This is a genomic window from Marinilactibacillus psychrotolerans, assembly GCF_900101525.1.
Taxonomy (GTDB): domain Bacteria; phylum Bacillota; class Bacilli; order Lactobacillales; family Carnobacteriaceae_A; genus Marinilactibacillus; species Marinilactibacillus psychrotolerans.
Genome location: NZ_FMZD01000017.1, coordinates 22,415 through 49,248 on the forward strand (window position 1 = coordinate 22,415; position 26,834 = coordinate 49,248).

Sequence of the window (26,834 nt, forward strand, 5' to 3'; positions counted from 1 at the left end):
GTTACATTCCTTCTTTCTTCTTTTCTCTATTTTTAAGCCAATCTTTTTTTGTAATTCTAGCTTCAAGCTGTTTTTTTCTTACTTGGATCCAAATCTTATGATCAAAAGCAGCATGTTCTTTATCAATTAGCATCATACCAATACTTTTGACTAGCGTTGGTGATTGGGTTCCAGAAGTTACTGTACCGATAATTTCTCCTTCGCTATTTAAAACGGGGTAATTATTTCTTGCAATTCCTTTTTCAATTAGTTCAAATCCACGAGAAACTCTTTTTAATCCTATCTTTTTTTGGTTTCTCAAAGCTTCCTGACCAATAAAAGAATCTTTCTTATCTACTTTTACAGCAAATCCTACTCCACCTTCTAAAGGAGAGATCTCTTCTGTTAGCTCATGTCCATATAGAGACATTCCTGCTTCAAGTCTTAATGTATCTCGTGCTCCTAATCCACATTCTTTCAATCCATGATAGGCCCCAGCTTTTAATAATTTGTCCCAAAGCTGCTGAGTTTGATGCCAATTTACGTATAGCTCAAATCCATCTTCCCCAGTGTAACCTGTTCGAGCAACAATCACATCTTCTATATCTCCAAATTTTTCTGATGGAAAGAAGGAATAGGACTTTAAAATTGATAAATCGGTTTTTGTCATTGTAGTAAGTATTCTTTCTGCTTTTGGTCCTTGAAGAGCGATTAATCCATAACTATTGGAAACATTCTCAATAGTAATAAACTTTTCTTTGTGACTTTCCATCCATTTATAAATCTTCTCAGTATTTGCTGCATTTGGCGTGACTAAAAAACGAGTATCCGAAAATTTAAATAAAAGTAAATCATCTAATGTACCACCTGCTTCATTTGTCATGGTATTATATTGAGCTTGGTTTACTTTCATAGCTTGAACGTCATTCGTAACTAATTTATTCAACCAATCAGCAACCTGTTCACCTTGAACCATAATTTCCCCCATATGGGATACATCAAACATTCCTGCATGTTCTCTAACGGCTTGATGTTCTTCAGCAAGCTTAGTAAATTGAATAGGTAATGCCCAGCCACCAAAATCAATTAATTTTACAGCTTTCCTTTTATAATAATCATACAAAGGCGTTTTTGATAGTAATTTTTCAGTTTCTTCTGACATCTGGTCCCTCCACTATCTATAAAATATGTATCACAGCATCTAACAAACTTTTTAAATGCAATTGAAAAAAGTCGTATTTTAATTCAATATTTCAACTAATTCAAACTTTTCATTTCATACATTTTATCATGTTTTCATTCGTTCTGAAACAGATAGTTTCCCTATTTTTAAAAATTAACACGGTTACATGTTCTAATAATCGAATTATTTTATTGTTTAAGTTAAAAATAGTTCGTCAAAAACGATAATATATCGGTTTCATTTTCTTTTTAGTTAAAATACTATGGTATCTTCTTGAATTGGTTTATAATCTTCATTTTCTTCTTTATATGATACAATATAGATAACATATTAAAAAGGGGTTTACTCGTATGCAAAAAGAAGTAAAAAATTTCGAATTTCATAATCCAACTAAAATTGTTTTTGGAAAGGATCAAATTCAATCTATTTCCAATCTTATTTCGAAAGATAAAAAAATCCTTATAACTTACGGTGGTGGGAGTGTTCAAAGATTTGGAACATTAGACCGTGTTCGAAAAGCTTTAGCTGATCATACATTTGGTGAATTCGGTGGTATCGAAGCAAATCCTACATTTGAAACTTGTATGCGTGCTGTTGAATTAATTAAAAATGAACAGTTTGATTTTATACTGGCTGTTGGTGGTGGATCAGTAATTGATGGTTCAAAATTTATTGCTGCCGCAGCAGAATTTACGGGAGACCCGATTAATATTTTTGCAAAAGGAATTGGTTCAGGTGAAGCAATTAAGTCTGCTCTTCCGCTAGGAACCATTTTAACCCTTCCGGCAACTGGCTCAGAGATGAATAGCGGAGCTGTTATTACCTTTAAAGAGAAAAAAGCAAAAGTAGGATTTGGAAGTCCATTTGTTTATCCCCTATTTTCTATACTAGAACCTGAGTTAACTTATACGTTACCAAAAAGACAATTAGCAAACGGGATTACCGATTCCTTTGTTCATATAATCGAACAATATCTAACTTATCCAGTGGGGGGAGCCAGAGTTCAAGATGGTTTTGCTGAGAGTTTATTGCGGACATTAATTGACATCGGTCCTGAAGTTGTTAAAGAAGATAACCATGACTATTCTATCCGTGCTGACTTTATGTGGACAGCTACACTTGCTTTAAATCGGCTTCTCTCTACAGGCGTTCCAGGTGACTGGTCCACCCATGCCTTAGGTCATGAAATTACTGCCTTGAATCACACTGATCATGCCCGTACGCTTTCTGCCATCTTACCTGCTGTTATGATGGTTCGAAGAGAACAGAAATTTGATAAACTCGTTCAATATGCTGAAAATGTCTGGGGAATTACAGACGGTTCCACAGAAGTAAAAGTTGATACAGCCATATTAAAGACTGCCGCTTTTCTTAAATCACTCGACATGCCAGTAACTCTTAAAGAAATTGATGTTAAATCTGATGATATTGACTACCTTATTGAGCAATTAGACATTCATGGCAACACACAAATTTCCGAACGTGGTGATCAGACATTAGCAGTTTCTAGAGCTATCTATGAGAAAGCTTTAGAATTAGAATTTTAAGTGCCCATAATAAAAGGAGGAATATCGATGAGCCACCAGTCGCTTGTAAAAAGTCTTGCTGTACTTTCGTTATCTGGTTTGCTTTTAGCAGCTTGCTCAGATACTGAAGCACCTGAACTTACAGATGAGAACACAGAACAGACAGATGTTAACGATGAGTCAAATACAGATTCGTCTAGCGAAGAGCCAAGCACAACGCTTTCTCAGAATATGCTGGATTGGGTGCCAATGATTGAAGACACTGAATATGTCTATGAAGGTGAAGGTGCTGAAGGTGCTAGTTATACTGTTTACCCTCAGTTCACACACAGTGATACTATGCAATTAGTTCAGTCTACTTCAGGTACTGATATGGTTAAGGTTTATGAATACACTGAAAACGAAGTTCGGGAAGTATTCTTAAGAGGAGAAACTTATTTTAGGGATGATATTGTTGATACCGGACTTACTACTGGTCAAGACACCTTTGATATTTTATTGCAGTCTCCTATAGAAAAGGGTCATAGTTGGGAAAGTCCATCCGGCTCAGTTTCGGAGATCACTGGTACTAACGTAGCCGTTGAAACACCAACCGGAAATTATGAAGCGATCGAGGTAACTCGTAAGCTGAATGACAGCACTACCGTATTATATTACGCTCCAGAAGTTGGTTTGGTGCAGACAATATCCGATCCAGATAGTGATATGACTGTCACCTCTACTTTAAGCAAAATACAAGAAGATACTGCCGAAGAAATTCCTTTAACTGTTTATGAATTAAATGAAATGGCTACAGCATTGATTAAAGCAGATGCCACGATGAAGTTGAATACAAATGATCCTGCTCGTATCCAATTAACTGAAATATTAAATGGTAGCACAGGTGACATGACTATCCCTTCACTAACTGAGAATGTTGAAATCAATTATATGTACTTGGGCAATGACGGCATAGTTCATGTAGACTTTTCAGAAGAAATTACTGAAATGCAAGCCGGTTCTGGTATCGAATCGTTACTGCTTCAAAGCATCGTCAATACGATCGGCGGATTATATCAGGCTGATGAAGTTCTTTTAACTGTTGAAACCGAACCCTATTCATCAGGACATATTTTACTAGAAGAAGGACAAACTATGAAAGTCGATCAATCCGTTGTTGAATAAACTGTTTTTTCTTTTAATTTTTCCTTATACAAAAATCCCTTTCGCCTACTAAAAGCGAAAGGGATTTTGTTATTTATAATTAATTTTTCTTATTCATTTCTTTTTTCACTTTTAAGAAATAAGTCAATGTACCACATACATATCCAATTCCTCCGCCTATGATTACCCCATATAAAAGCTGATTCATAAATATGCCGATTATGATTCCAATAACAGACCCGAAGATCATTCCAAATGGCATTAGAAAGTTGACAAACCCGTTATCTTTTGAAGGCATCATCGTTCAATCACTCCTAATATTTCATAAACTTAGAATTCATTTAATTTTGTTTTTAGCATTCTTATGATAATAGGATGCTCATACATCTAGTGGTCTTATTTCTTGGTAAAATTTATTTTACTAATTCATAAATAGCTTCGGCATAAATAGCCATTGCATTCATCAAATCATCTACTGCCATAAATTCATTTGCCTGGTGCATTGTATCTACACTATCTGGGAACATTGCGCCATAAGCAACCCCACGTGTCATCAAACGTCCATAAGTTCCACCACCGATAACTTGTTCACTTGCTTCTAATCCTGTCTGACGATGATATACATCTAACAAAGTACGGACTAATGGGTCGTTTCCTGGCACATAATGTGGAACTTTGCCTTCTGGAAGGGTCACTTCTACAGAATATTGAGACATTTTCTCGTTTATGCTTTTACCAATTATTTCTTCTGAAGTACCTTGAGGATAACGCATGTTAATTGTTAGTTGGCCTTCTTCATCTGCTTTAAATTTAAATATTCCAGTATTTGAAGTTAAAGCCCCCATCACTTCATCAGTGTGTGCGACGCCTAATTTTTCTCCAGCTGGATCTTCGTGCAAGTAAAGTGCAGCGACTTGTATAAAGTCTTGTGCATCTCCTCCGAAATTGAACTCTGACAAGAATCGAGCTAAATAAGTTCCGGCATTTACTCCTTTTGCTGGTGTACTACCATGTGCTGCTTTCCCAACAATTTGGATGGTTACACGATGGCCATCTACTGCAAAATCACCGCTAACTGGCTGTCCAGAAAGAAAATCTTGGAAGGCATTTTCTAATTCTTCTGGTTGTTTTGAGTCGATAACTGCTACAGCATCTTGAGGAACCATGTTTGGACGCAAACCAGATTCAAATTCAACTAGTTTATGTGTTCCACCTGCTGCATTTCCACCGAATTTTAAGACAGCAGATACATTTCCTTTTTCACCGTTGATGATAGGAAAAGCTGCATCTGGTGAGAATCCGAAGTCTGGTTCTTGTTGAGTTTCTAAATAGTGTTTGATTCCTTTCCATTCACTCTCTTCGTCGGTTCCTAAGATAAAGCGAATTTTTTTAGAAACAGGCAAATCTAATTCTTTAATTATTTTAATGGCATAGTATGCAGCCATACCCGGGCCTTTATCATCACTTGATCCACGTGCATATAATCTACCCTCTTTGATTACAGGTTCAAACGGATCGGTTTCCCATCCAGTTCCAGTTGGCACAACATCTACATGAGCAAGAACGCCCATGATCTCGTCACCATCACCATATTCAATATGTCCTGCCCAGTTATCAAAGTTTTCTGCTTTGAATCCATCTCTTTTACCGATTGCTAAAAATTCTTCTAAAGCTTTTTTAGGTCCTGGTCCTACTGGTGCATCCTTAGTCGCTTTTGAGTCATCTCTTACGCTATCGATTTTCAAGATCGTAAATAAATCTTCTAAAAAATCATCTTTCCTTTTTGCTGCTTCTGCTTTCCAATCAATTGACTGAGTTGTCATATATTTTTCCTCCTAGTAAATCTATCCTGTTTCGTAAAAAGTGAATCCTTTAAGAATTCCAACCTTTTCACTTCTACAGTCTATTTTAGCATTTTTTAGAATAAACACCAATTCATGCACAAGTAAAATATGTGCATAATCAGTAAACTAAGCGTAAAATTATGGTCAAAGGAGGGTTTATTTTGAAATTATTAAATGAAGAATATATAAAACAGGCTATTCCTGTAAGAGAAAAGAACAGTTATAAAGGTAACTTCGGAAAATTATTATTTGTTGGAGGGAATGAACAAATGGGTGGAGCCATTATCATGTCTGCCTCAGCAGCAGTATACTCGGGTGCAGGATTAGTAACCGTTGCTAGCGCTCCGGTAAATGTTCACGCCCTTCATACAAGAATTCCAGAAGCTATGTTTATAGATATGTATGATTTAGACACTCTTGCTAGCATGATTAAGAAAATGGATGGTGTGGTTATAGGTCCTGGTCTAGGACGAGATGATCGTGCGATAGATGTTATGAATACTGTTTTAAAAACATTAACAGAAGATCAGTTTATTATAATAGATGGAGATGCTATTTCTATTTACGTAAATGAATTACTAGATCATCCGGATGCTCAGCTTATATTTACGCCCCATTTAGGAGAATGGAAGACTTTATCCAACATGGGACCAGATAAGGAAAATCTCCAAGATAATATTCAAAAACAAAAAGAATTAAATGCTATAGTCATTTTGAAAAAAGGACAGTCGGAAATATATTTTGAAGATGAGGTCTGGCAGAATATACCTGGAAATCCTTCAATGGCAACAGGTGGCATGGGAGATACACTCGCAGGAATGATTGCAGGTTTTATTGGACAATTTGAAACTTATAAAAAAGGAATCCTTTCAGCTGTCTTCTTGCATAGTAAAATTGCTAATACATTAGCCGAAACTTATTATGTAACTCTCCCAACAGCCATAATTGATCACATTCCTAAAACAATGAAGGGTTATACAAATTCAAATTAACCTTTTAAAAACCTTTATTGTTTTGAATTAGTGAAATGATAAATTCCGTTTAACTATCTTCCCTAAAGTTAGCGTTTCGGATTATACATTTGATCTACTGGTTTATCTTCAGTTTTTACTGGATTTAAACCAGCTATTTCTCTTTAACTTTGCTTGCCCATTTATTTTCATCAACGAAAAGTATGACTAAATCCTCTTAATTCAACTAATGAAAAATATTACTTTTTGTTAGATAGATGTCTATTTCACTGCTCTCTTTACATCTTTTCATATAGTTTAACAATTGTGTTTTTCTACATACGAAAATCCCTAAAAGATAGAGAGAATCGTCTAACTTTTAGGGACCGAATTATTAAATAACTGATCAATTTACAAGTTTCGTTGTTATGCTTTTAATCGTTGAACTTCTTCTTTGGTACATTCTCTATATGCGCCTAACTCTAAGAGAGGGTCTAATGACAAGCTTCCCATTGAAAGTCGTTTTAAATAAAGCACCTCTTTATCCACTGCATGAAACATTCTTTTTACTTGATGGAATTTCCCTTCTTGAATAACGATTTCAATTTTAGAGATTTCCTCTTCTGTGTCGATGTCTATTATTGTCAACTCAGCAGGCATTGTCAGATATTCATCATCTAATTCAACACCTTCTTTGAATTTAGTTATATCTTTTTCTGTAACAATTCCTTTTATTTCAGCAAAATATTTTTTATCTACATGGTGCTTAGGTGAAAGCAATCTATGTGTCAATGCACCATCGTTTGTTAATAGCAATAAACCTTCAGTATCAATATCTAGCCTACCTACAGGATGCGGCTCCTGAACAATATCACTCGGTTGAAGTAAATCAAGTACCGTTTCGTGCATATCATCTTCAGTCGCACTAATAACCCCCGCCGGTTTGTTTAGTATAAAATAAACGTATTCTTGATAATCTAAAGATTCCCCGGCAATCAGGACTTCATCCACATCTGGATTAACTTGTGTTTTAGGATCTTTCACCGTTTCACCGTTAATCTCAACAATGGATGTTTTCAGTAACTTTTTAACTTCTTTTCTGGTTCCTAGCCCACTATGGGCTAATAATTTATCGATTCTCATAATTCACCTCAACTCTAGTGTATCTATTTAGTCAATTAACTCAAAACTTATTTTATTTTTAATTTATTTCTTACTCTAACTGCTTGTTCTCCTAGTAAACGATCAGCCAGCCGTATTTTCAAGACAAGATAACCATAAACTGTCATCCCTACAATAGCTAAGATCGGCAAGGATAATCCTGCTTGTAACTTACTATCATAATTTAAAATCATTCCTGTTCCTTCTCTAGCAATAACTGTTACGATTCCCATAATCAAAGAAATAATCAGAATCAGCATAGAACGACGAAACAGTAAACTAGCGGAATAATTAGTGGCTTTATGCATGATTTTCATCATTAACCAGCACGTTATCCCAAAACCAGCGATAGTAGAGTAAAGCATGCCGTATGCCCCAAATCCTAAGATTCCAACGAATAAAGGTTGTGTAATTAATTTAGCTATAAATCCAATGATTAATGCTCGAATAGCTGGTCTTGTTTGTCCTGCAGCTTGCAACATGTTTCCTAAGACTGCATACAAAGCAATAAAAATACTCATATAAGCGGAAACTTGCGTGACCGCAGTTCCTAACTCATTAGGTTGAAAGAAAACATTATATAAAGGTTCAGCTACTGCCGCCATTCCTACTGCTGCAGGAAACATGACAAAAAACAAAAGCTGTACACCTTTTGAAAATTGTCTACTCACTTCTTTAATATTTCTTTTAGCCATCAATGTACTAATGAGCGGAACTGTCGTAATCGATAAAGCTGTACCAAATGAAGTTAATATCATAATTAGTTTGTGCGCATTTGCTTGAGTAATTCCGTATGTTTCTTCAATTGCATCTTTACTCATACTGGATAACCATTCCATAATCGGTGCATAAGTAATTTGATCAATCATTTGAAAAATTGTAATACCAGTGGCAATCACGATAAACGGTATGGATGTTTTAATAATTCCTTTTAATAATGCATTTGAAGAGACCTTTACTTCTCCAGTGCTTTCTTCTTCACCATAGTCAAATGCAGTATCTAATCTCTTGATTTTCCAAGCTAAATAAGCAAGAGAAAAAATTGCACCAACAAAAGCTGCAAAAGTAGAATAAGACACCGCCGTTACCATTCCCTCACCTTCACCTAACAAAACTTGCGTAATTATGTAGGCTGAAACTAACATGAATATTATTCGTGCAAACTGTTCAATCATTTGAGAAATTGCTGGTGCAGCCATAGTATTATGTCCTTGAATAAACCCTCGAGTGACACTCTGCGAAGGAATGATCAATAAAGCAGGTACTAATGCTCTCATAACAATTACTGCATCATCAGTACTAGCAGATGGACTGGTTTTCGCTAATAAGGGCGCCAACAAATACAAAGCAGCTGCTGAAATAATCCCAGTAAAAACCATTAATTTTAACCCTTGCTTATAAATAGATTTAGAGACTTCATATTCTCCAATCGCATTATAATGACTAATTTGTTTTGATATTGCTGAAGGAACACCTGCTGTAGCCAACGCCAGGAAAAAAGCATAAGGTGTATACCCTATTTGAAACAGAGCATTAGCTGCATTAGCTTCACTCCCCATCCAAGCCATCCAAGGGATAATATAAATAATTCCGAGAACTCTTGAAACCATACTTCCTGCTGTCATCCAGGCTGATCCACTAATCAATTGCTGATCATGCGTCAATTCTTTTTTTACTGTAGTCGGAGTGGATTGATTATCCATTATAGATTGAACCTTCTTTCGATAAGTGGGAAATAGTTTAATTCTTTTAAAATCCGTATATTTTTTTACATTTACATAGAAAAAGGAGCAACCTGCGCTCCTTTACCAATTAGATTCTATTTTACTGTTTTAATGTATCCGTTGCAATCTCGTTTGCAAATAATAAAGTAATTTATTAAAAATTTAATTATTGTAGTGAATTAATAAAAATAATTCATTTAATTCATTTAATTCATTTAATTCAGTTGTTGTTTTGCAAATAAACCATACATAGGATGGGTATTTAATAATTCCTCATGAGTCCCCATTCCCGTTATTTCACCATTGTCGATAAATAAGATTTTATTGGCATCAATAATTGTACTCAAACGGTGAGCAATCACAAAAGTTGTGCGCCCTTCCATTAATTTATTCAACGCCTGTGATACAATTCGTTCTGATTGACTATCAAGACTGGCAGTTGCTTCATCCATCATTAAAATTTTGGGATTTCTTAAAAATGCTCTAGCAATATTAATTCGTTGTCTTTGTCCTCCAGATAGTTTGATTCCTCGTTCCCCGATCATTTCATCTAACCCATCAGGAAAAGCCTCGATGAACCCTCTGGCATAGGCCATTTCAGCAACTCGCCATAATTCTTCATCAGAAATTTCAGCATTTTCCGGCAGTCCGTAGCACAAATTTTCTCTTATTGTCCCTGACATCATTGCGTTTTCCTGAGATACATAGCCAATCTGGCTTCTCCAAGAAGCAATAGAAATATCTTGAACAGGAATATCTCCAGCAATAATTTGTCCAGAATTAGGTTCATAAAATCTCTCAATCAGCGCAAAGAGTGTGGTTTTACCTCCCCCACTAGGACCGGCAAAAGCAATTTTCTCACCTGGATTAGTTGTAAACTGAATTTTTTTCAATATTGGATTACCTTCTGTATACTCAAATGATACATTCTCAAAATGCAGAGGCAAATTCGTAATATCTACTTCTTCCCCAACTTCTGCTGGTTCTTCCTCTTCATCCAAGATATCAATAATTCGGTTTGTTGCTCCTGCAGCTTTTTGTATCTGCATGAAAAAGTTCATGAACGTAACTGCGGGAAAGATAACTTGAAATAAGTAAAGTAAGAAGGCAACTAGAGAACCAGTCGTCATTACTCCTTGAGCAACTCGATAGCCGCCGTATCCAATAACCATCACGACAATTCCCATCATTAACGTGTACATTAAAGGGGCAATTAAAGACATATATCTTGCTTCTTTTAACCCAATTTTATATAAACGAGTAATCCCTCTTTTTCCTTTTTCTTTTTCATATGGCTCTGCTGTTGAAGATTTCATAAGTCTTGCTTCAGAGATTGTCTGTTGAATTTTCCCTGAAAATACTGCAGTTTCATCTTGCATTTCTTTTGAAATTAAGGCAATTTTATTCCCTAATGGTTTAACAAGTATCGTTACTAAAGGGATTGCAACCAACATAACTAACGTCATTTTCCAATCCATAAAAACCAATATAAAGAATACGCCAATGACAGTAATAATTCCTGTAACAAATTGCGGAAAGAATGAAGTAATTAGATTCTGTACAATAATAGTATCATTCGTAATTCGACTAACGACTTCTCCAGAAGCGTATTGATCAAAAAACTTGACGGGAAGTCTTGTAACCTTTTTCCACAAAAATGTTCTTAATCCTGCAATGACCTGGTGTCCTACTTTATGTAAAATGAAATTGGACATTGCATCTAATAACACTTGAATGACAAAGACTGCAATAATGCCAGCTATCATTTTAGGGGTAAAGAAATCTAATTCTACGCCATCTATAAATCGCTGTGTTACCAAAGGGATCATTAACTGAGTGGCAGTGGTCAATACACTGCCTATTAAACCAATAAATAGTAATGATTTAGATAAATCAGTTGACCAAATCAGTCTGATAAATTTTTTAAGATCATGTTTATTTAATTTTTTTTGTACGATCAATTCGTTACGCATAAAATCGTGTTGCATGTAAGTTTCTCCTCTATTTAGATTAATGACTAATCTAACGTCAATTCTATAAACATAGTGCATTAATATTCTATCAAACAATCGCAAAGGTTGCACTGATTATTTAAATAATCAGACTTTAGACTGATGAGCTACATTTAGAAGGTCACTAAAATCAGAAGGAATCTATTGGAAATATCCTATTTCATAAAAAAGAAGACATAAAACTTAGGTTCTATGCCTTCTAATATTTTGGCTAATTTAATTAGGCGCAACAATATTAACTAGTTTTCCTGGTACCACTATTATTTTACGAACGGTTTTACCTTCTAAATGTTCTTTAATATTTCCATTTTCCATCGCCATTTTTTCAAGTTCTTCTTTAGATATGTCTTTAGATGCGGTCGCTTTGCCACGAATTTTTCCGTTGATCTGGAAGACAACTTCTACTTCATCCGTTACTAGTTTTGCTGCATCATAAGTTGGCCATGTTTCATAAGTGATACTCTGTCCCGTTTGGCTCACACGACTCCATAATTCTTCTCCTAGATGAGGCGCAATTGGTGCCAGCATTTTCAAGAACCCTTTAATGTAATCTACTGGTAGACCTTCGGCTTTATAGGCTGCATTTACAAATACCATTAATTGTGAAATACCTGTATTAAACTGTAAATTCTCAAAATCTTGAGTCACTTTTTTTACCGTCTGGTGATATACGACATCTAAAGATCCATCATTTATAGTTGTGATACGATCTCTCAAGCGATCTTCTTCATCAATCAGTAATCTCCAGACACGATCTAGAAATTTACGCGAGCCTTCAAGACCATCTGTACTCCAAGCAATAGCTGCATCAAGCGGTCCCATAAACATCTCATATACTCTTAATGTATCTGCTCCAAATTCTTCCACAACATCGTCAGGATTTACGACATTTCCTTTTGATTTAGACATTTTTTCATTATTTTCTCCAAGAATCATCCCTTGATTATATAAGCGCTCGAATGGTTCTTTAGTCGGTACAACACCTAAATCATATAAAAATTTATGCCAGAAACGAGCATATAATAGATGGAGTACAGCATGTTCTGCTCCACCAATATATAGATCTACTGGAAGCCATTTTTTTAATTTTTCAGGATCGGCTAGTTGTTCAGAATTTTCAGGATCTATAAATCTCAAGAAATACCAAGAGCTTCCTGCCCACTGCGGCATTGTATTCGTATCTCTTTTACCTTTTTTTCCGGTTTCAGGATCGATTACGTTAACCCAGTCTTCTATAACAGCTAATGGTGATTCTCCTGTTCCGGATGGCTTAATTTCATCTGTCTTAGGCAATTCAATTGGTAATTCTGATTCTGGAACTGTTGTAGTTGTACCATCTTCCCAATGAATTACAGGAATTGGTTCCCCCCAGTATCTTTGACGAGCAAATAACCAGTCTCTTAATCGATAGGTTGTTTTTCTTTCTCCAACTTGCTTTTCTTCCAGATAAGCTATTATTTCGCTGATCGCTTCTTCTTTATTTAACCCATCCAAGAATTCTGAATGTATATGTGGACCATCTTCTGTAAAAGCAGCTTCTTGTACATTTCCACCTTCAAGTACGGGAATAATTTCTAAGTTGTATTTCTTAGCAAATTCCCAATCACGCTCATCATGTGCTGGAACTGCCATGATCGAGCCAGTTCCATAAGAGGCTAGTACATAATCTGCGATCCAAATGGGCATTTCTTTACCGGTTACTGGATTAATTGCATAAGCACCTGTAAATACCCCTGTCTTATCTTTGTTCAAATCCGTTCTTTCTAAATCAGATTTGACGCTTACTTCTTTAATATAGGTTTCCACTGCTTCTTTTTGATCTTCTGAAGTAATCTGTTCAATCAATTCGGATTCTGGGGCTAAAACTGCATAAGTAGCACCAAATAAAGTATCAGGACGAGTTGTAAATACAGTAAATTCTAACTCTGTATCTTTAATCTGAAATAATACATTTGCACCTTCAGATTTACCAATCCAGTTTCTCTGCATATCTTTTATATGTTCGGGCCAGTCAACCTCTTCTAAATCTTCTAGTAAACGATCTGCATAAGCCGTAATTTTAAGCATCCATTGCTTCATCGGTTTACGGTAGACAGGATGACCTCCACGTTCAGATTTCCCATCGATTACCTCTTCATTTGCCAGCACTGTTCCTAACGCTGGACACCAGTTAACAGGTACTTCTGCCTCGTAAGCTAATCCTTTTTCATATAATTTAATAAATATCCATTGAGTCCATTTGTAATAATCAGGATCTGTCGTATTGATTTCTCGTTCCCAGTCATAACTAAATCCTAATGAATTGATCTGACGTTTAAAAGTCTGGATATTTTTTTCTGTAAATTCTGCTGGATCATTTCCTGTATCTAATGCATATTGTTCCGCTGGTAAACCAAACGCATCCCACCCCATCGGATGAAGTACATTATAGCCTTGAGCACGTTTCATACGTGAAATGATATCTGTGGCAGTGTACCCTTCTGGATGGCCAACATGCAGTCCTTGTCCGGATGGATAGGGAAACATGTCTAATGCATAAAAGTTCTCTTTATTATCCTCTTCTGTTGTTTTGAATGTATGGTTATTAATCCAAAACGCTTGCCATTTTTTTTCAATTGATTTGTGATTGAATGACATCTTATTCTCTCCTCTTTAAATAAAATCTAATTTTAAAATAACTTTCCCACAATTCATCTTCGAAACTTAATATAGAACTAAGAATCCGGTAATCCTGTCCCGTTTCACTCAAAGGGATAAGGAATTCTCAACTCACGAATGATCATTCAATTTACACAAACGAAATGATCAGCTCGATACACTTCAAACAGGCAAAACAAAAGCCCTATAAACTATACAATTGTATAGTTTATAGGGCGTAATTGATCGCGGTACCACCTAATTTTATTGTTCTGTATAAAAAACAGAAACAATCTCAAATCTTTAACGCAGATTTACGGCTTAAGTTAATAGAATCAATTGATTGTTTCACTTAAACGACTTCCAGGCGAGTTCAGTTACTTTTATACGTATTTCCACCAACCATACGCTCTCTATAAAAAAAGTAGACCTATTATTCCTGTTCAGAGTCTTTTGTTTAAAAGTAATTAATGAATTTTTTATTTTGTAAATCTATTATTAATCATCATCTTACCAAAACACTTTGATAGTAGCAATAGTTTTTATAAAAATGCTCAAGCAAAAAGCTCTGACAATCACGGGGACTGTCAAAGCTTAAACGGATTAAACCGTTAATGTTTGTTCAATAAAAATCAAATCAGTAGATAAATTATTTTTTTCTTTTAAAGATTGAACTGTAGTGTTTAATTTAAGAGCAATTCCAGAAAGCGTATCGCCATTTTTCACTTGATAAGTTCCTGATGAACTTGGCTTATCAGAACTTGTTGTATTCGAACCTTCTTTGATTACCAATTTCTGACCAATATAGATTGTATCGTTTGAAAGTTCATTCCATTCTTTTAATTTTGCAACTGTCGTATTATTATCAAGAGCAATTTTATAAAGTGAATCTCCTGATGAAACAACATAGTTACTTAATCCCAAGTTGCTTTTAGATTGTTTAGCCTGATCTTTTACTGTTGTAGTTGTTTTGGTAGAGCTGGTAGACGTCACAGATAATTTCTGCCCTACATAAATCAGATCACTACTCAAATTATTGGCTGCCTTAAGTTTAGCAACTGTGGTATTGTATTTTCTAGCAATACCAGATAGAGTATCTCCAGAGACAACATTAATTGAATTAGTTTCTTCTTTTGTATTAACTTCTTTTGTATTATTAGTTTCTTTTTGTCCAGCAAGCAATAATGTTTGCCCTACATAAATCATGGCTGAAGATAATTTATTATCTCGAGTGATTTTAGCTACCGTAGTATTAAAACGGCGAGCTAGAGCACTCAATGTATCCCCTGCAACTACTTTATAGGAGCTGACAGGTGCTTCATTACTATCCGTCTTGTTTTGTTCGACAGTTTCTGATTTAGTAGAAGTTTTTCCATTAATAACAAGCTTCTGGTTAACAAAAATTAAATCAGATTTTAAGTTGTTTGATGATTTTATTTTAGCAACCGTTGTGTTGTACCTTCTGGCAATCCTTGATAAAGTATCTCCACTTACTACAGTATAAGCTGATGTTGTAGTGGACTGATTTTGGTTAGTTGTTCCAGAATTTGAGTTAGATCCTGTGGACACTTTACTATTTATGGTCAATTTCTGGTTGATTAATATTAAGTCAGATTTCAAATTATTTGAAGCTTTAATAGCGGATACGGATGTCTTGTATTTTCTAGCGATGGAAGATAAAGTATCTCCACTTGCTACAGTGTAACTGGTTGAACTCGTTTGAGATTGATCTTTATTACTGTTTGTAGGTTCATTTGTTTTGCCTGAAACAAGTAATTTTTGACCTACAAAAATTAAATCACTTTTTAAATTATTAGCAGATTTGATTGCTGTTATAGAAGTTTTAAACCTTCTAGCTATTGAAGTTAATGTATCTCCAGAAACAACTGAGTAGCTTGAATTCGTTACAGAGCCTTGGGAACTATCATCTGTTTGATTCCCTGATCCCGAATTAGATGAACCACCAGTTGATTGACCCTTAACTGATAATCTTTGATTAACAAAAATTAAATCACTTTTTAGATTATTCGCTTTTTTAATGGCTGATACAGTCGTGTTAAAGCGTCTTGCTATTGATGTTAAGGTATCTCCACTTTTTATAGTATAGGTAGTATTACTTGAATTCTGATTATTTTCCGGATTCTTATTCGTCTCTTCTTTAGAAGGACTAGTAGAATTTTTTCCGGGAATGGTTAATTTCTGATTTACAAAAATCAAATCACTTTTTAAGTTGTTGGCAGATTTGATAGCCGATACAGTTGTTCCGTTTCTTCTAGCAATCGAAGTTAATGTATCTCCTCGAACAATTACATAAACATTTCCACTATTGCTGCCATTATTATTGTTTCCTGTGGAAGGAGAAGTAACAGGTTTTGTTGGAGTAGCTGGATCAGTTGATCCAACCCCAGAACCACCATTTCCGTTACTGTCAAAGCGAGTTAATCCATATTGTTCAATTATTCTATTTAGTTTACTTGCATAAGTTGGGTCCGTAGCATATCTGCCTTGCAACCATGCCGAAGCATCTTTATAAGAATTTGCATTTTCAATCCAAGCACCAGAATAATATCCATTATTCCAACTCGTTCCACTTCGGATCAGACGAGCATTGTCTTGAAGAGATTCTGCATAGCTGGGGTACTTTTTGAAATAATCTGTAATCGTAATCCAGCCAGTGGTGTTATAATATTCTTTTGTTTTCATTCCAACAGAGTTCCCATTGTAACTGCCTTTAATTCCAAACAGGTTATGGTTTGGTGGTGCAGCTAGCTTACTTTTACCATATCCAGATTCCAGACTAGCTTGTGCAATCATAATAGAAGCATAAATTCCGTTTTCTTTTGCCACTTTTTGAGCATAGGAAGAGATCTGGTTAATAAATTCATTTGTAGTGTTTGTTTGATTTAAATTACCTGTTCCTACTGCTGGCACAGCAGATCCTGCTGCTTTATTAATTGCCAGCTTTTGACCTACTTTAATATAGTTTGGATTTGATAATTTATTTAAAGAGACAATATTAGCTACAGTAGTATTATATTGTTTGGCAATTTTGTTTAACGTATCTCCAGATCTAACGGTATGAATAACAGCCTTTGTTTCTGTTTTTGTTTCTGTTTTTGCAGGTGTTTTTGTTTCTGTTTTCGGTTTAGTAACTGGTTTTGGCTCTGGTTTTGTTTCTGGTTTTGGCTCTGGCTTTGTTTCTGGTTTTGGCTCTGGCTTTGTTTCTGGTTTTGGCTCTGGCTTTGTTTCTGGCTTTGTTTCTGGTTTTGTTTCACTTTCGGTATTCTCAACAGGAACCGCTTCTTTTTCTTCGGTTTCACTCTCAGTACCTTCAGTATTTTCATTTACTACTTCAGGTGCCTGATCAGCTTGGAGTTTTTGTTCCTCTTCTAAAGAAGGTTTATCTGAATCCAACTCATGATTGGATTGCTCATCTAATTTATCTTGATCACTTTCAAGTTCAGTCTGATTTGCAGCTTCACTTGTATCAGCAGTTTCATTTCCCTCTAATTGTGTCGCTTCAGTGATCTCGTCTGTATTGGTTGTATCATTATTATCTTGTGTAAGGTTCAAATTTTCTTCTTGTTTTTCGATGACATTCTCTTCATCTATGTTTACAGATACTTCATCTGGAGTTTGATCTACGGTTTCATTTTGTAACGATTCTGATTCTATTGCTTCAGCATCTTCTTTTTGTTCCATTTGGTAAGTAAGTAACGCTTCAAAAACAGTGTTTAAATCATTAGAAGATAAATTTTCTACATCTAGCTGCTCTAACAGACTTTCTCCACCTGCTAGTCGAATCATACTAGTTAATTGTGTTTTAATAAACTCAAGTTCTTCATTTTCTGTATTCGTTGTATCTTCTACAGTAGTGGTCTCATCTAAAGATTTATTTTCTGATATTTCATCATCGTTGACAGTTGTCTGTAATTCATTATACTGATTATATAAGTCTTGAATTTCTTCTTTGTTCAAATCTACTTCTTCTGCTTGAACAGCCTCAGTAAAAGCAGAAATAGCTACCATACCTGCAAGCACACTTGATGACATAGTAATTTTTAATGAACGTTTGCGATTATTTTTTTTGTACAATTCCAACCTATCTTTGCGTTTTTTCATACATTTGTACCCCTCTCAAAAAAACGAGTCCTTAATAGTTTCTTTGTCATTTAATTATACAATTAGTAACTTACAAAAGGAACCCTTTACTAACGTTTTTGTTAAATGTTACATAGTTGTAACAGTAGAAAAAGCGAACAAACCTAACTAAGTAACTGCGTTAGTCGGATAGTTGTTATCTTTTTATGTTACTGACTAGATATAGGCTAATATTTTTATAACTATATTCTAAAATAGGGGAACGCTCCTTAGTACTTAATAACATACGAAAGGATTTTTTTATGCTTATGTCACCTTTAAGGTATTGTCATCATTTGTTAGCACAACTTGTTTCATCTGGTGATACTGTAATAGATGCCACAGTTGGAAACGGACAAGACACAATTAAATTAGCTCAATTAGTCGGAAAAACTGGAAAAGTTTATGGTTTTGATATCCAAGAAACGGCAATAGAAGAAACCAAAAAGAAGGTTCAATTGACTGGTCTAACTGAACAAATAAAACTAATCAATGATGGTCATGAAAAAATGAATGATTACATCACAGACAATACAAAAATACAAGCGATTGTCTTTAATTTAGGTTATTTACCCAAAGGAGATAAATCAATTATCACTTTACCAGATACAACTCTATCTGCCTTAGAACAAGGACTGAATTTATTAAATGTTGGTGGACAGATATTAATGATGGTTTATTATGGTCATGATGGAGGGACTGAAGAAAAGAATGCTATACTCGCTTATCTCGAGACTTTATCTCAAGAAAAATTTTCTGTACTTCAATATGGATTTATTAATCAAAAGAATTCTCCTCCTTTTCTAATTGCTATTGAGAAAAGAAGATAGATAAATATTGATATACTTCCTAAATTAAAAATAGTATGCAAAAAAAGAGAGTTGCTTCCATGAGAAACAACTCTCTTTTTATAATGAATACATTTTATCGCGACTTAATGTAAGTAGTTCCTAGTCTCGCTGGTGCTTCAGCTCTACCAATTACTCCAACTAATACTAAAATTGTTAATAAATATGGCATAACTAATAACCAGATCGCTGGGATATCTTGGATAATCGGAATATAGGTACCGATACGTGCTAAACTTTGTGCAAATCCAAAGAATATAGCTGCGCCCATAACTCCAAGTGGATTCCATTTACCAAAAATCATAGCGGCCATTGCAATAAATCCTTGTCCTGCAATAGTTAAAATACCAAATTCATTAGAGATAGCTTGAGCTTGAATCGCTCCACCCATCCCGCCAAGTAACCCTGAAAGTAATACTCCTGAATATTTCATTACATATACTTTGATTCCAAGTGTCTCCGCAGCATGTGGGTGTTCTCCGACAGAACGCAAGCGTAACCCAAATCGTGTTTTGAATAGCACAAACCATGCAACAACGGCTAATATGATCCCAAAGTAAGCTGGACCAGAAGTATTTTCAAAGAAAATTGGTCCAATAATTGGTATACGATCTAATAAAAAAATATTCGTTCTTCCAAAGGACTCTGGTAACGGACCTGTTTGGGCCGCCCCGAATATAGCTCTTGTCAAAAACACACCTATAGCTGGAGCCGCAAGATTGATAACTGTTCCTGAAATAATATGGTCTGCTCTCAAATTGATCGTTGCAACAGCATGTATAATTGAAAATAAAACACCAATCAATCCACCAGCAATAAGACCTATCCATGGAGTCCAACCACCGAATGCAGCAGCGAACTGGATATTAAAGACCGCAGACATAAATGCTCCCATAACCATAATACCTTCAAGACCAATGTTAACTACACCACTACGTTCAGAAAATGTTCCGCCTAATGCAGTTAAGATCAAAGGAGCTGCATAGATTAATGAGCTTGATACAATCAACTGAATAATATCTAATGCGTTCATACGTCTCCTCCTTTTGTTGAACTTGCCGCTTCTTTTTTAGCAGCCCTTTTATCTACAAAATAACGAATGATATAATTTGCACCTACAAAGAAAATAATTGCCGAAGTGACAATATCTGCCATTTCATCTGGAACTCCTGCACGGTTCGGCATAAACCCAGCTCCAATATCTAAAACTCCAAATAGAATAGAAGAAAAGAAAATACCAATTGGATTACTTAATCCTAGTAATGCTACTGCAATACCATTGAATCCAATATCCGGTAACCCACCTTGTGTAAAGATATTTCCGAATGTACCAAGTCCGTGGATTGCTCCTCCTAATCCGGCTAAAGCTCCACTTAAAAACATTGAAAGAATGATATTCTTTTCTGCACTCATCCCTGCATAAGTCGAAGCATGTGGATTTAATCCTACAGCTCTAATTTCAAAGCCTGCTGTAGTTCGAGTCATAAAAATCCAGTAAAGGATAACAACTGCCATCGCTATGAAAAAACCTAAATTCAATCGAGAACTTTGTGTTAAAGTTGAAAGCCAGCCAATACTTAGACTTGCATTTTCCCCTACAGATTCAGTTGTGTTTCCTGATTCTGAAAGGACATCTCTAATCAAAAAGTTTGTAAGTTGTAACGCTGTATAGTTCAGCATGATTGTCACAATAACTTCACTCGTTCCAAAGTATGCACGTAAAAAACCTGCAATTGAAGCCCATAATGCTCCAATGATTGCCCCGACACCAAGGCTAAGTGTAACAAGTAAAATCCTAGGTAAGTCTGGAAAAGATAATGCAAACCAGATAGCACTAACCCATCCAACTAAAGCTTGTCCCGCAATACCAATATTAAAAAACCCAGCTTTAAAAGCTAATGCGAAACCTAAACCAGTAAAAGTTAGTGCAGTAGCCTGTCTTAATGCTTCCCCAATAAAATAAGGGCTTGCGAAAACGCCAGATATCATTGCATCATAAGCTATGATTGGATTATATCCGAATGCTACCATTAAGATTGCTCCAAATATAAAACCAAATACTATAGATAATACTGGCACAAGTAAGTTATTCAGCCATGTTTTATGTTGTCGAATCAACTGCATCTTTCTCCTTTCCTTTTCCATCAGACTTTTTCTTAGCTTCAGCTATTGGAACGCCTGCCATTAATAATCCAAGTTCGGATTCATTCGTTTCATTAGCATTAACGATAGCAATTATTTTCCCATCGTACATAACTGCTATTCTATCTGAAACATTCATTACTTCATCTAATTCATAACTCATCAATAGTACGGCTTTCCCATTATCTCTTAATTCTATTAAACGTTTATGGATATATTCAATTGCCCCAACATCTAAGCCTCGAGTTGGTTGAGCAGCAATTAGTAACGCAGGATCCCTATCAACTTCTCTAGCAATGATTGCTTTTTGTTGATTTCCACCTGATAAAGAAGCAGCAGTGTGCTCTTCACTTGGTGTGCGTACGTCAAATTCTTCAATCAATCGTTTAGCATGTACTTTTATTTCTTTATAATTTAAAAATCCATGATTACTATAAGGTTTTTGATAATACGTTTGCAGTGATATGTTTTCTTCTAAAGTCATTGGTAAGATTAATCCGTATTTCTGACGATCCTCAGGTATATGGCCTAACCCAGCTTCCGTAATTTTTCTGGGTTTCTTATTGGTAATATCTGTTCCAGCTAAATGTACTTTACCGCTGCTAGATTTTGTCAGACCAGACAAAGCTTGAATCAGTTCAGATTGTCCATTTCCATCTACTCCGGCAATTCCTAATATTTCACCAGCTTTAACTTCAAAAGAAATTTCTTTGACTGCGTCGTATCCGCGGCTTTCTTTAACGGTCAACTGCTCTACTTTCAAGACAGTTTCTTTAGGATCTGCTGGTTTTTTATTTACTTTAAATGTTACCGAACGCCCTACCATCATGTCTGCCAATTCTTGCTGGGTAGTAATAGATACATCAACTGTATCAATACTTTTACCTCTACGGATGACTGTACAGCGATTAGAAACTTGTTTGATTTCATCTAACTTATGGGTAATTAAAATAATTGATTTACCTTCATCTGTTAATTTTCTCATAATCCCCATTAATTCTTCAATCTCTTGAGGAGTCAATACGCCTGTTGGTTCATCAAAAATCAGAATATCAGCACCACGATATAATGTTTTTAATATTTCCACTCGTTGCTGCATACCAACCGTAATATTCTCAACTTTAGAACTTGGTTCAACCTTAAGGCCATAATGATCAGATAATTCTTTTATCTCTTTTTCAGCACTCTTTTTATCAATATAACCAAATTTACTTTTTTCTCGACCTAACATAATGTTCTCTGTAACAGTGAATTTGTCTACCAACATAAAATGCTGATGGACCATCCCTATTCCTAGCTCATTAGCTACATCTGGAGATGATATTTTCACACTATTTCCATTGACTTTAATTTCACCGGAAGTCGGTTCTAAAAGCCCTGATAAAATATTCATCAAAGTAGATTTCCCTGCACCATTTTCTCCTAATAATGCATGAATTTCGCCTTTTCTTAAATCTAGATGAATATTATCATTTGCTCTGAAAGTCCCGAACTCTTTTGTTATTCCCTTCATTTCGATAACAGATTGTGACATCGGCAAAAGAAGCCCTCCTTATTAGATTAGTATTTAATTAATGAAACTCATAGAATCTCTGTCTTATTATCCATTATAGACCTACAGTATTCAAGGTTCCTTAAAAAATTAGACGAAAATTTCTTGATAAGTTACTGCGCTTGTAAAAAAAAGTTCATAATTACATCGTTCCTTCTAAAATACATTAGGTATAAAAAAGCGCCAGTCTATTGACTAGCGCTCTTTGTTAAATTTACTTTAAATCTGAGCTTATATTATTCAGCTGCTGGAGCTTCCGGCACTTCAATTTCACCATCAAGAATTTGTTGTCTTGCTTCTTCAACAGCAGACCAAGCGTCTTCTGACATGTTACCTTCGGTGATACCAACGCCATCTTCAGCTAAACCGTAAATAAGATTTTCTCCACCAGGGAATCCTTCATCCATTGCTTGATTAGAAGCTAACTGGATAGCAGTTCCTACACCTTTAAGTGAAGAAGTCAATGTCAAGTTACCATCAGCATATTTACCAAGTTCTTCTTGGTCACGGTCTACTCCGATTACCCATAATTGATTTTCTGAACCTGATTCCATACGATCAGTTGCTTCAGTAAATACGCCATTACCTACAGCTCCGGATGCGTGATAGATAACATCTGCACCTGAGCTATACATTCCAGCAGCAATTTGTTGTCCTATTGCTGCATCAGAGAATGACTCTGCATATTGAATATCAATTTCAATTTCAGGATCTACAGATTCTACCCCTGCTACAAATCCTGCTTCAAATTTGTCGATTACAGGCCCAGCTATTCCGCCAATAAATCCAACTTTATTTGTTTCAGTAGTATGCGCTGCTGCAACACCGACTAAATAAGCAGCTTCATTATCTCGGAAGTTCAAGGACACTACATTATCTTTTTCAACAACTGCATCTACGATACCAAAATGTTGATCAGCATTAGCAGTAGCTACTTGTTTAACAGCATCTGCCAATTGGAACCCTACTCCATAAATGACATCATAATCATCTTGGATAGCTTGATTCAAGTTAGGAACAAAGTCTGCTGCATCATCTGACTGATAATATTTTACAGCACTATCATCAAATCCATGCTCTTCTGCCCATGCCTGCATACCTTCCCAACCTGACTGATTAAATGAACGGTCATCTACTCCGCCTTCATCTGTAACCATACCCAGTTTAAAATCTGCCGTTTCTTCTGTATCAGTATCGTTTGAATCTCCGGCACCCTCTGATGAATCGCCCGCGTTTTCTCCCTGGCATGCAGCAAGTAAAAATGCAGATGCTCCAATTGCAAAAAGATTTCTTAATTTAGTCGTCATTACTAAATTCCTCCAATTAAAGTTGTATGTAGATTTGCTATTGAATAGAGACAAGCATATTATTTTTTATTAATAATGGCATTCTACTCAGTTCGCAAAATCTTTTATATCTCGAACTAATAGTACCATTTTTGTAAAGAAAAATAAAGTTAAAATACGATTATTAAATGTGTGTTGTTGTCAGATTGTTCATTTGAAACCGCTATATAACAATACATTCACTATATGCGTCTATTTTTATTCTTAAATTGACATTTTTTGTACAAAAAAACCGACTGAATACTTTATCATTCAGTCGAGTCTTTACCTTATATTTACATTACGCTATTGTTCGGAAGAGTCTTTTGGTTGACTCGGTTCAAGTTCAGCTTGGACTAAAACTTCTCTTGGTTTTGATCCTTCGGATGGACCAACGATTCCTCTCATTTCCATTTCATCTACTATTCTTGCCGCTCTATTATACCCAATTCTAAATCTTCTTTGTAATAGAGAGATACTTGCCGTTTGCATATCTACTACTAACGAGACAGCATCTTCATAGAGGTCATCTTCTGCTTCACCTTGTTCAGCTTTAGGTTCATCTTTCGGAATCATTTCTTCAACATAATTTGCCTCTTGCTGTTCTTTTACAAAATTCACGACTGCTTCAACTTCTTCATCAGATATAAACGCACCTTGAACTCGATTTGGTTTATTTTCACCCATAGGTTGGAAGAGCATATCTCCTCTACCTAAAAGTTTTTCCGCTCCATTTCCATCGAGAATAGTTCTGGAATCCGTACCACTGGATACTGCAAATGCAATCCGAGAGGGTACATTAGCCTTAATTATACCCGTTATAACGTCCACACTCGGTCTTTGAGTCGCTAAAATCATATGAATGCCTGCAGCTCGTGCCATTTGAGCTAAACGAGTAATGGCATCTTCAACATCGTTTGATGCAACCATCATCAAATCAGCTAACTCATCTACAATTACTACAATATAAGGAAGCGGAAGTAAAGCTTCTTCTTTTTCTTCGTTTTTCTTTTTAACAAACTGATTATAGCCAGCCATATTTCGAGTTCCACTGGCAGCAAATAATTCGTATCTTCTTTCCATTTCTTGAACGACTTTATGCAAGGCCTGAGCTGCTTTTTTTGGATTTGTTACTACTGGTGTTAATAAATGTGGAATACCATTATAAACATTTAACTCAACCATTTTTGGATCAATCATCATTAATTTAACTTCATTTGGTTTAGCTTTTAATAATAAGCTTGTGATAATGCCATTAATTGCAACAGATTTACCAGAACCTGTTGCCCCTGCAACCAACAAATGCGGCATTTTAGACAAATCTGCCATTGCAACATTTCCACCAATATCTCTTCCTAAAGGTACCTCAAGTAGCTGATCCTTATTTTTAATCTGTCCTTCGATCACATCTCTAAAGGAAACCATACTAACTTCGGAGTTAGGAACTTCTATTCCAATCAGCGCCTTGCCAGGGATTGGTGCTTCCATTCTGATATCCTTGGCAGCTAAAGCAAGCGCAATATCGTCAGTCAGCCCAACGATTTTGCTGACTTTCACTCCTGTAGCCGGCTGTATCTCATATTTTGTTACAGCGGGACCAAGGTTTGCTTTGGTCACTGTTGCTTTTACACCAAAACTCTCAAATGTCTCTTCTAATTTTTTAACATTTTCTTGAATAAGTGAGTATTCAAATGATTGATCAACTGCTTCCCGTTTATTCAATAATGAAATAGGTGGCATCTTATATTGCTCGTTTTCTTCTTCTCCAATTTCGAAATCAACTGTGCCTTCATCAGATAGAACCTGTTCTTCTTTTCCATTTTTTTCGATATCTTTCTGTTGAAATCCTTCAATTTTTAAAGCCATTTGCCCTGCGGGGGTATCTTCTACTTCTGCCGGGTCCGATTTTTCGTTATCAACAGGTTTAGATAGTTTTCCGTTTACTGGGATTTCATTGTCAGTTTTTTCTTTGTTTTTTGGATTATTTTTACTCTTTTTAGCATTCTCTTTACTTGCTTTACGTTTAATTTGTTTTTCTTTAAATGAGGTCATCTTCGCTTTAATGAAATTCCGTAGATTTCGTCCACCAATGCGTATTTTTTCTAATAACGCTTTATATGATAGTTGGAAAAAAGTCATAATCCCCACAAAGGTTAATCCAATCATCATCAGATACGTGCCGGCTGACGAAAACAAAAAGTAACTTATTGCGTATAATACCGCCCCAATCATTCCGCCACCAATGTTTTGGCCAATAGAAATACTTTTAAATTGTGGAAGATACATTCTCCAAGTTGCATTAACAATATTTACATTCGCATCCATTATTGGAGAAAACAGTTCTGCATGTTGCCAGACTACTACCGCACAAAATACTAGAAAACTACCGATCCATTTAGGACTTTTCAGGCTTGGACGATTTCCTTTAATCAATAGATAGATTCCAATTATTATCATTGCAATAGAAGCTATTATGTAGGTCTCACCAACAAAAAAACGTAAAATATTTGCAAAAAAACGTCCGACAAATCCAAATTGACCGATTGCCAGAAAATTAACTACTAGTAGCATTACGCCTATTAATTCAGTTGATACACCTGTTTTTTTCTTTTTAGGTCTACCTCTTTTACGTGCTCGAGCCATTTTGATTAACTCCTTAAGTTGATTT

At 35.5% G+C, this 26,834-nt stretch carries 17 protein-coding genes and 1 other annotated feature; of the genes, 4 read left to right on the forward strand and 13 right to left on the reverse strand.

Translation table 11 applies throughout. The features are described 5' to 3' along the window. Position 1: 1 nt before the first annotated feature. The gene (gcvT, locus tag BLT22_RS09245) at positions 2–1,141 is read right to left on the reverse strand and encodes a glycine cleavage system aminomethyltransferase GcvT (RefSeq protein ID WP_091762736.1); all 1,140 of its coding nucleotides are present in this window, start codon (positions 1,139–1,141) and stop codon (positions 2–4) included. A 371-nt stretch (positions 1,142–1,512) separates the two neighbouring features. Here gcvT and BLT22_RS09250 point away from each other — a divergent pair, with 371 nt between their 5' ends. Then, positions 1,513–2,709 carry an iron-containing alcohol dehydrogenase gene (locus tag BLT22_RS09250; protein WP_087056989.1) on the forward strand — a complete coding sequence of 399 codons (1,197 nt, stop codon included), beginning with the start codon at positions 1,513–1,515 and terminating at the stop codon, positions 2,707–2,709. Between the two features lie 27 nt (positions 2,710–2,736). After that, positions 2,737–3,852 carry a GerMN domain-containing protein gene (locus BLT22_RS09255; RefSeq protein WP_091762738.1) on the forward strand — a complete coding sequence of 372 codons (1,116 nt, stop codon included), beginning with the start codon at positions 2,737–2,739 and terminating at the stop codon, positions 3,850–3,852. A gap of 79 nt (positions 3,853–3,931) precedes the next feature. Here the strand turns inward: BLT22_RS09255 and BLT22_RS09260 are convergent, their stop codons facing one another. Both BLT22_RS09260 and pepV read right to left on the reverse strand, forming a co-directional pair. Next, positions 3,932–4,132, reverse strand: a complete 201-nt coding sequence (locus tag BLT22_RS09260) for a hypothetical protein (protein ID WP_087056987.1) — start codon at positions 4,130–4,132, stop codon at positions 3,932–3,934. A 112-nt stretch (positions 4,133–4,244) separates the two neighbouring features. After that, entirely contained in the window at positions 4,245–5,654 is a 1,410-nt protein-coding gene (gene pepV, locus BLT22_RS09265; protein ID WP_091762740.1) for a dipeptidase PepV, read from the reverse strand. A 182-nt stretch (positions 5,655–5,836) separates the two neighbouring features. Here pepV and BLT22_RS09270 point away from each other — a divergent pair, with 182 nt between their 5' ends. Continuing rightward, on the forward strand, positions 5,837–6,667 hold the full coding sequence (locus BLT22_RS09270) for an NAD(P)H-hydrate dehydratase (RefSeq protein WP_091762742.1): 831 nt from the start codon (positions 5,837–5,839) through the stop codon (positions 6,665–6,667). A gap of 384 nt (positions 6,668–7,051) precedes the next feature. On the opposite strand, the gene BLT22_RS09275 is transcribed toward BLT22_RS09270, so the two are convergent. From BLT22_RS09275 to BLT22_RS09295, 5 genes are all read right to left on the reverse strand, one after another. After that, positions 7,052–7,768, reverse strand: coding sequence for a pseudouridine synthase (locus tag BLT22_RS09275; protein ID WP_091762745.1), 717 nt, complete (start codon positions 7,766–7,768; stop codon positions 7,052–7,054). A 47-nt stretch (positions 7,769–7,815) separates the two neighbouring features. Next, positions 7,816–9,489, reverse strand: coding sequence for a putative polysaccharide biosynthesis protein (locus BLT22_RS09280; RefSeq protein WP_091762747.1), 1,674 nt, complete (start codon positions 9,487–9,489; stop codon positions 7,816–7,818). Positions 9,490–9,725: 236 nt separating this feature from the next. Continuing rightward, a complete protein-coding gene (locus tag BLT22_RS09285) occupies positions 9,726–11,498 on the reverse strand; it encodes an ABC transporter ATP-binding protein (RefSeq protein WP_236048923.1) in 1,773 nt (590 codons plus the stop codon). A gap of 240 nt (positions 11,499–11,738) precedes the next feature. Continuing rightward, positions 11,739–14,159 carry a leucine--tRNA ligase gene (gene leuS, locus BLT22_RS09290; RefSeq protein ID WP_091762749.1) on the reverse strand — a complete coding sequence of 807 codons (2,421 nt, stop codon included), beginning with the start codon at positions 14,157–14,159 and terminating at the stop codon, positions 11,739–11,741. A 229-nt stretch (positions 14,160–14,388) separates the two neighbouring features. Beyond that, positions 14,389–14,615: a binding site (T-box leader), on the reverse strand. Between the two features lie 147 nt (positions 14,616–14,762). After that, positions 14,763–18,281 carry a muramidase family protein gene (locus tag BLT22_RS09295; protein WP_091762751.1) on the reverse strand — a complete coding sequence of 1,173 codons (3,519 nt, stop codon included), beginning with the start codon at positions 18,279–18,281 and terminating at the stop codon, positions 14,763–14,765. Between the two features lie 281 nt (positions 18,282–18,562). On the opposite strand from BLT22_RS09295, the gene mnmM reads away from it, so the two are divergent. After that, a complete protein-coding gene (gene mnmM, locus BLT22_RS09300; RefSeq protein WP_091762753.1) occupies positions 18,563–19,129 on the forward strand; it encodes a tRNA 5-(aminomethyl)-2-thiouridylate-methyltransferase MnmM in 567 nt (188 codons plus the stop codon). Between the two features lie 94 nt (positions 19,130–19,223). Here the strand turns inward: mnmM and BLT22_RS09305 are convergent, their stop codons facing one another. From BLT22_RS09305 to BLT22_RS09325, 5 genes are all read right to left on the reverse strand, one after another. Continuing rightward, a complete protein-coding gene (locus BLT22_RS09305) occupies positions 19,224–20,180 on the reverse strand; it encodes an ABC transporter permease (RefSeq protein WP_091762755.1) in 957 nt (318 codons plus the stop codon). Next, positions 20,177–21,265: an ABC transporter permease gene (locus tag BLT22_RS09310; protein ID WP_371861805.1), complete on the reverse strand. Its 1,089-nt coding sequence runs from the start codon at positions 21,263–21,265 to the stop codon at positions 20,177–20,179. The genes BLT22_RS09305 and BLT22_RS09310 overlap by 4 nt, the downstream gene beginning before the upstream one ends. Further along, positions 21,249–22,823, reverse strand: coding sequence for an ABC transporter ATP-binding protein (locus BLT22_RS09315; protein ID WP_091762766.1), 1,575 nt, complete (start codon positions 22,821–22,823; stop codon positions 21,249–21,251). Before BLT22_RS09315 ends, BLT22_RS09310 begins: the two co-directional genes overlap by 17 nt. Positions 22,824–23,077: 254 nt before the next feature. Continuing rightward, positions 23,078–24,148, reverse strand: coding sequence for a BMP family lipoprotein (locus tag BLT22_RS09320; RefSeq protein ID WP_091762758.1), 1,071 nt, complete (start codon positions 24,146–24,148; stop codon positions 23,078–23,080). 324 nt (positions 24,149–24,472) lie between these two features. After that, complete coding sequence (locus BLT22_RS09325) at positions 24,473–26,809, reverse strand: FtsK/SpoIIIE family DNA translocase (RefSeq protein ID WP_091762760.1); 2,337 nt, start codon at positions 26,807–26,809, stop codon at positions 24,473–24,475. Positions 26,810–26,834: the final 25 nt, after the last annotated feature.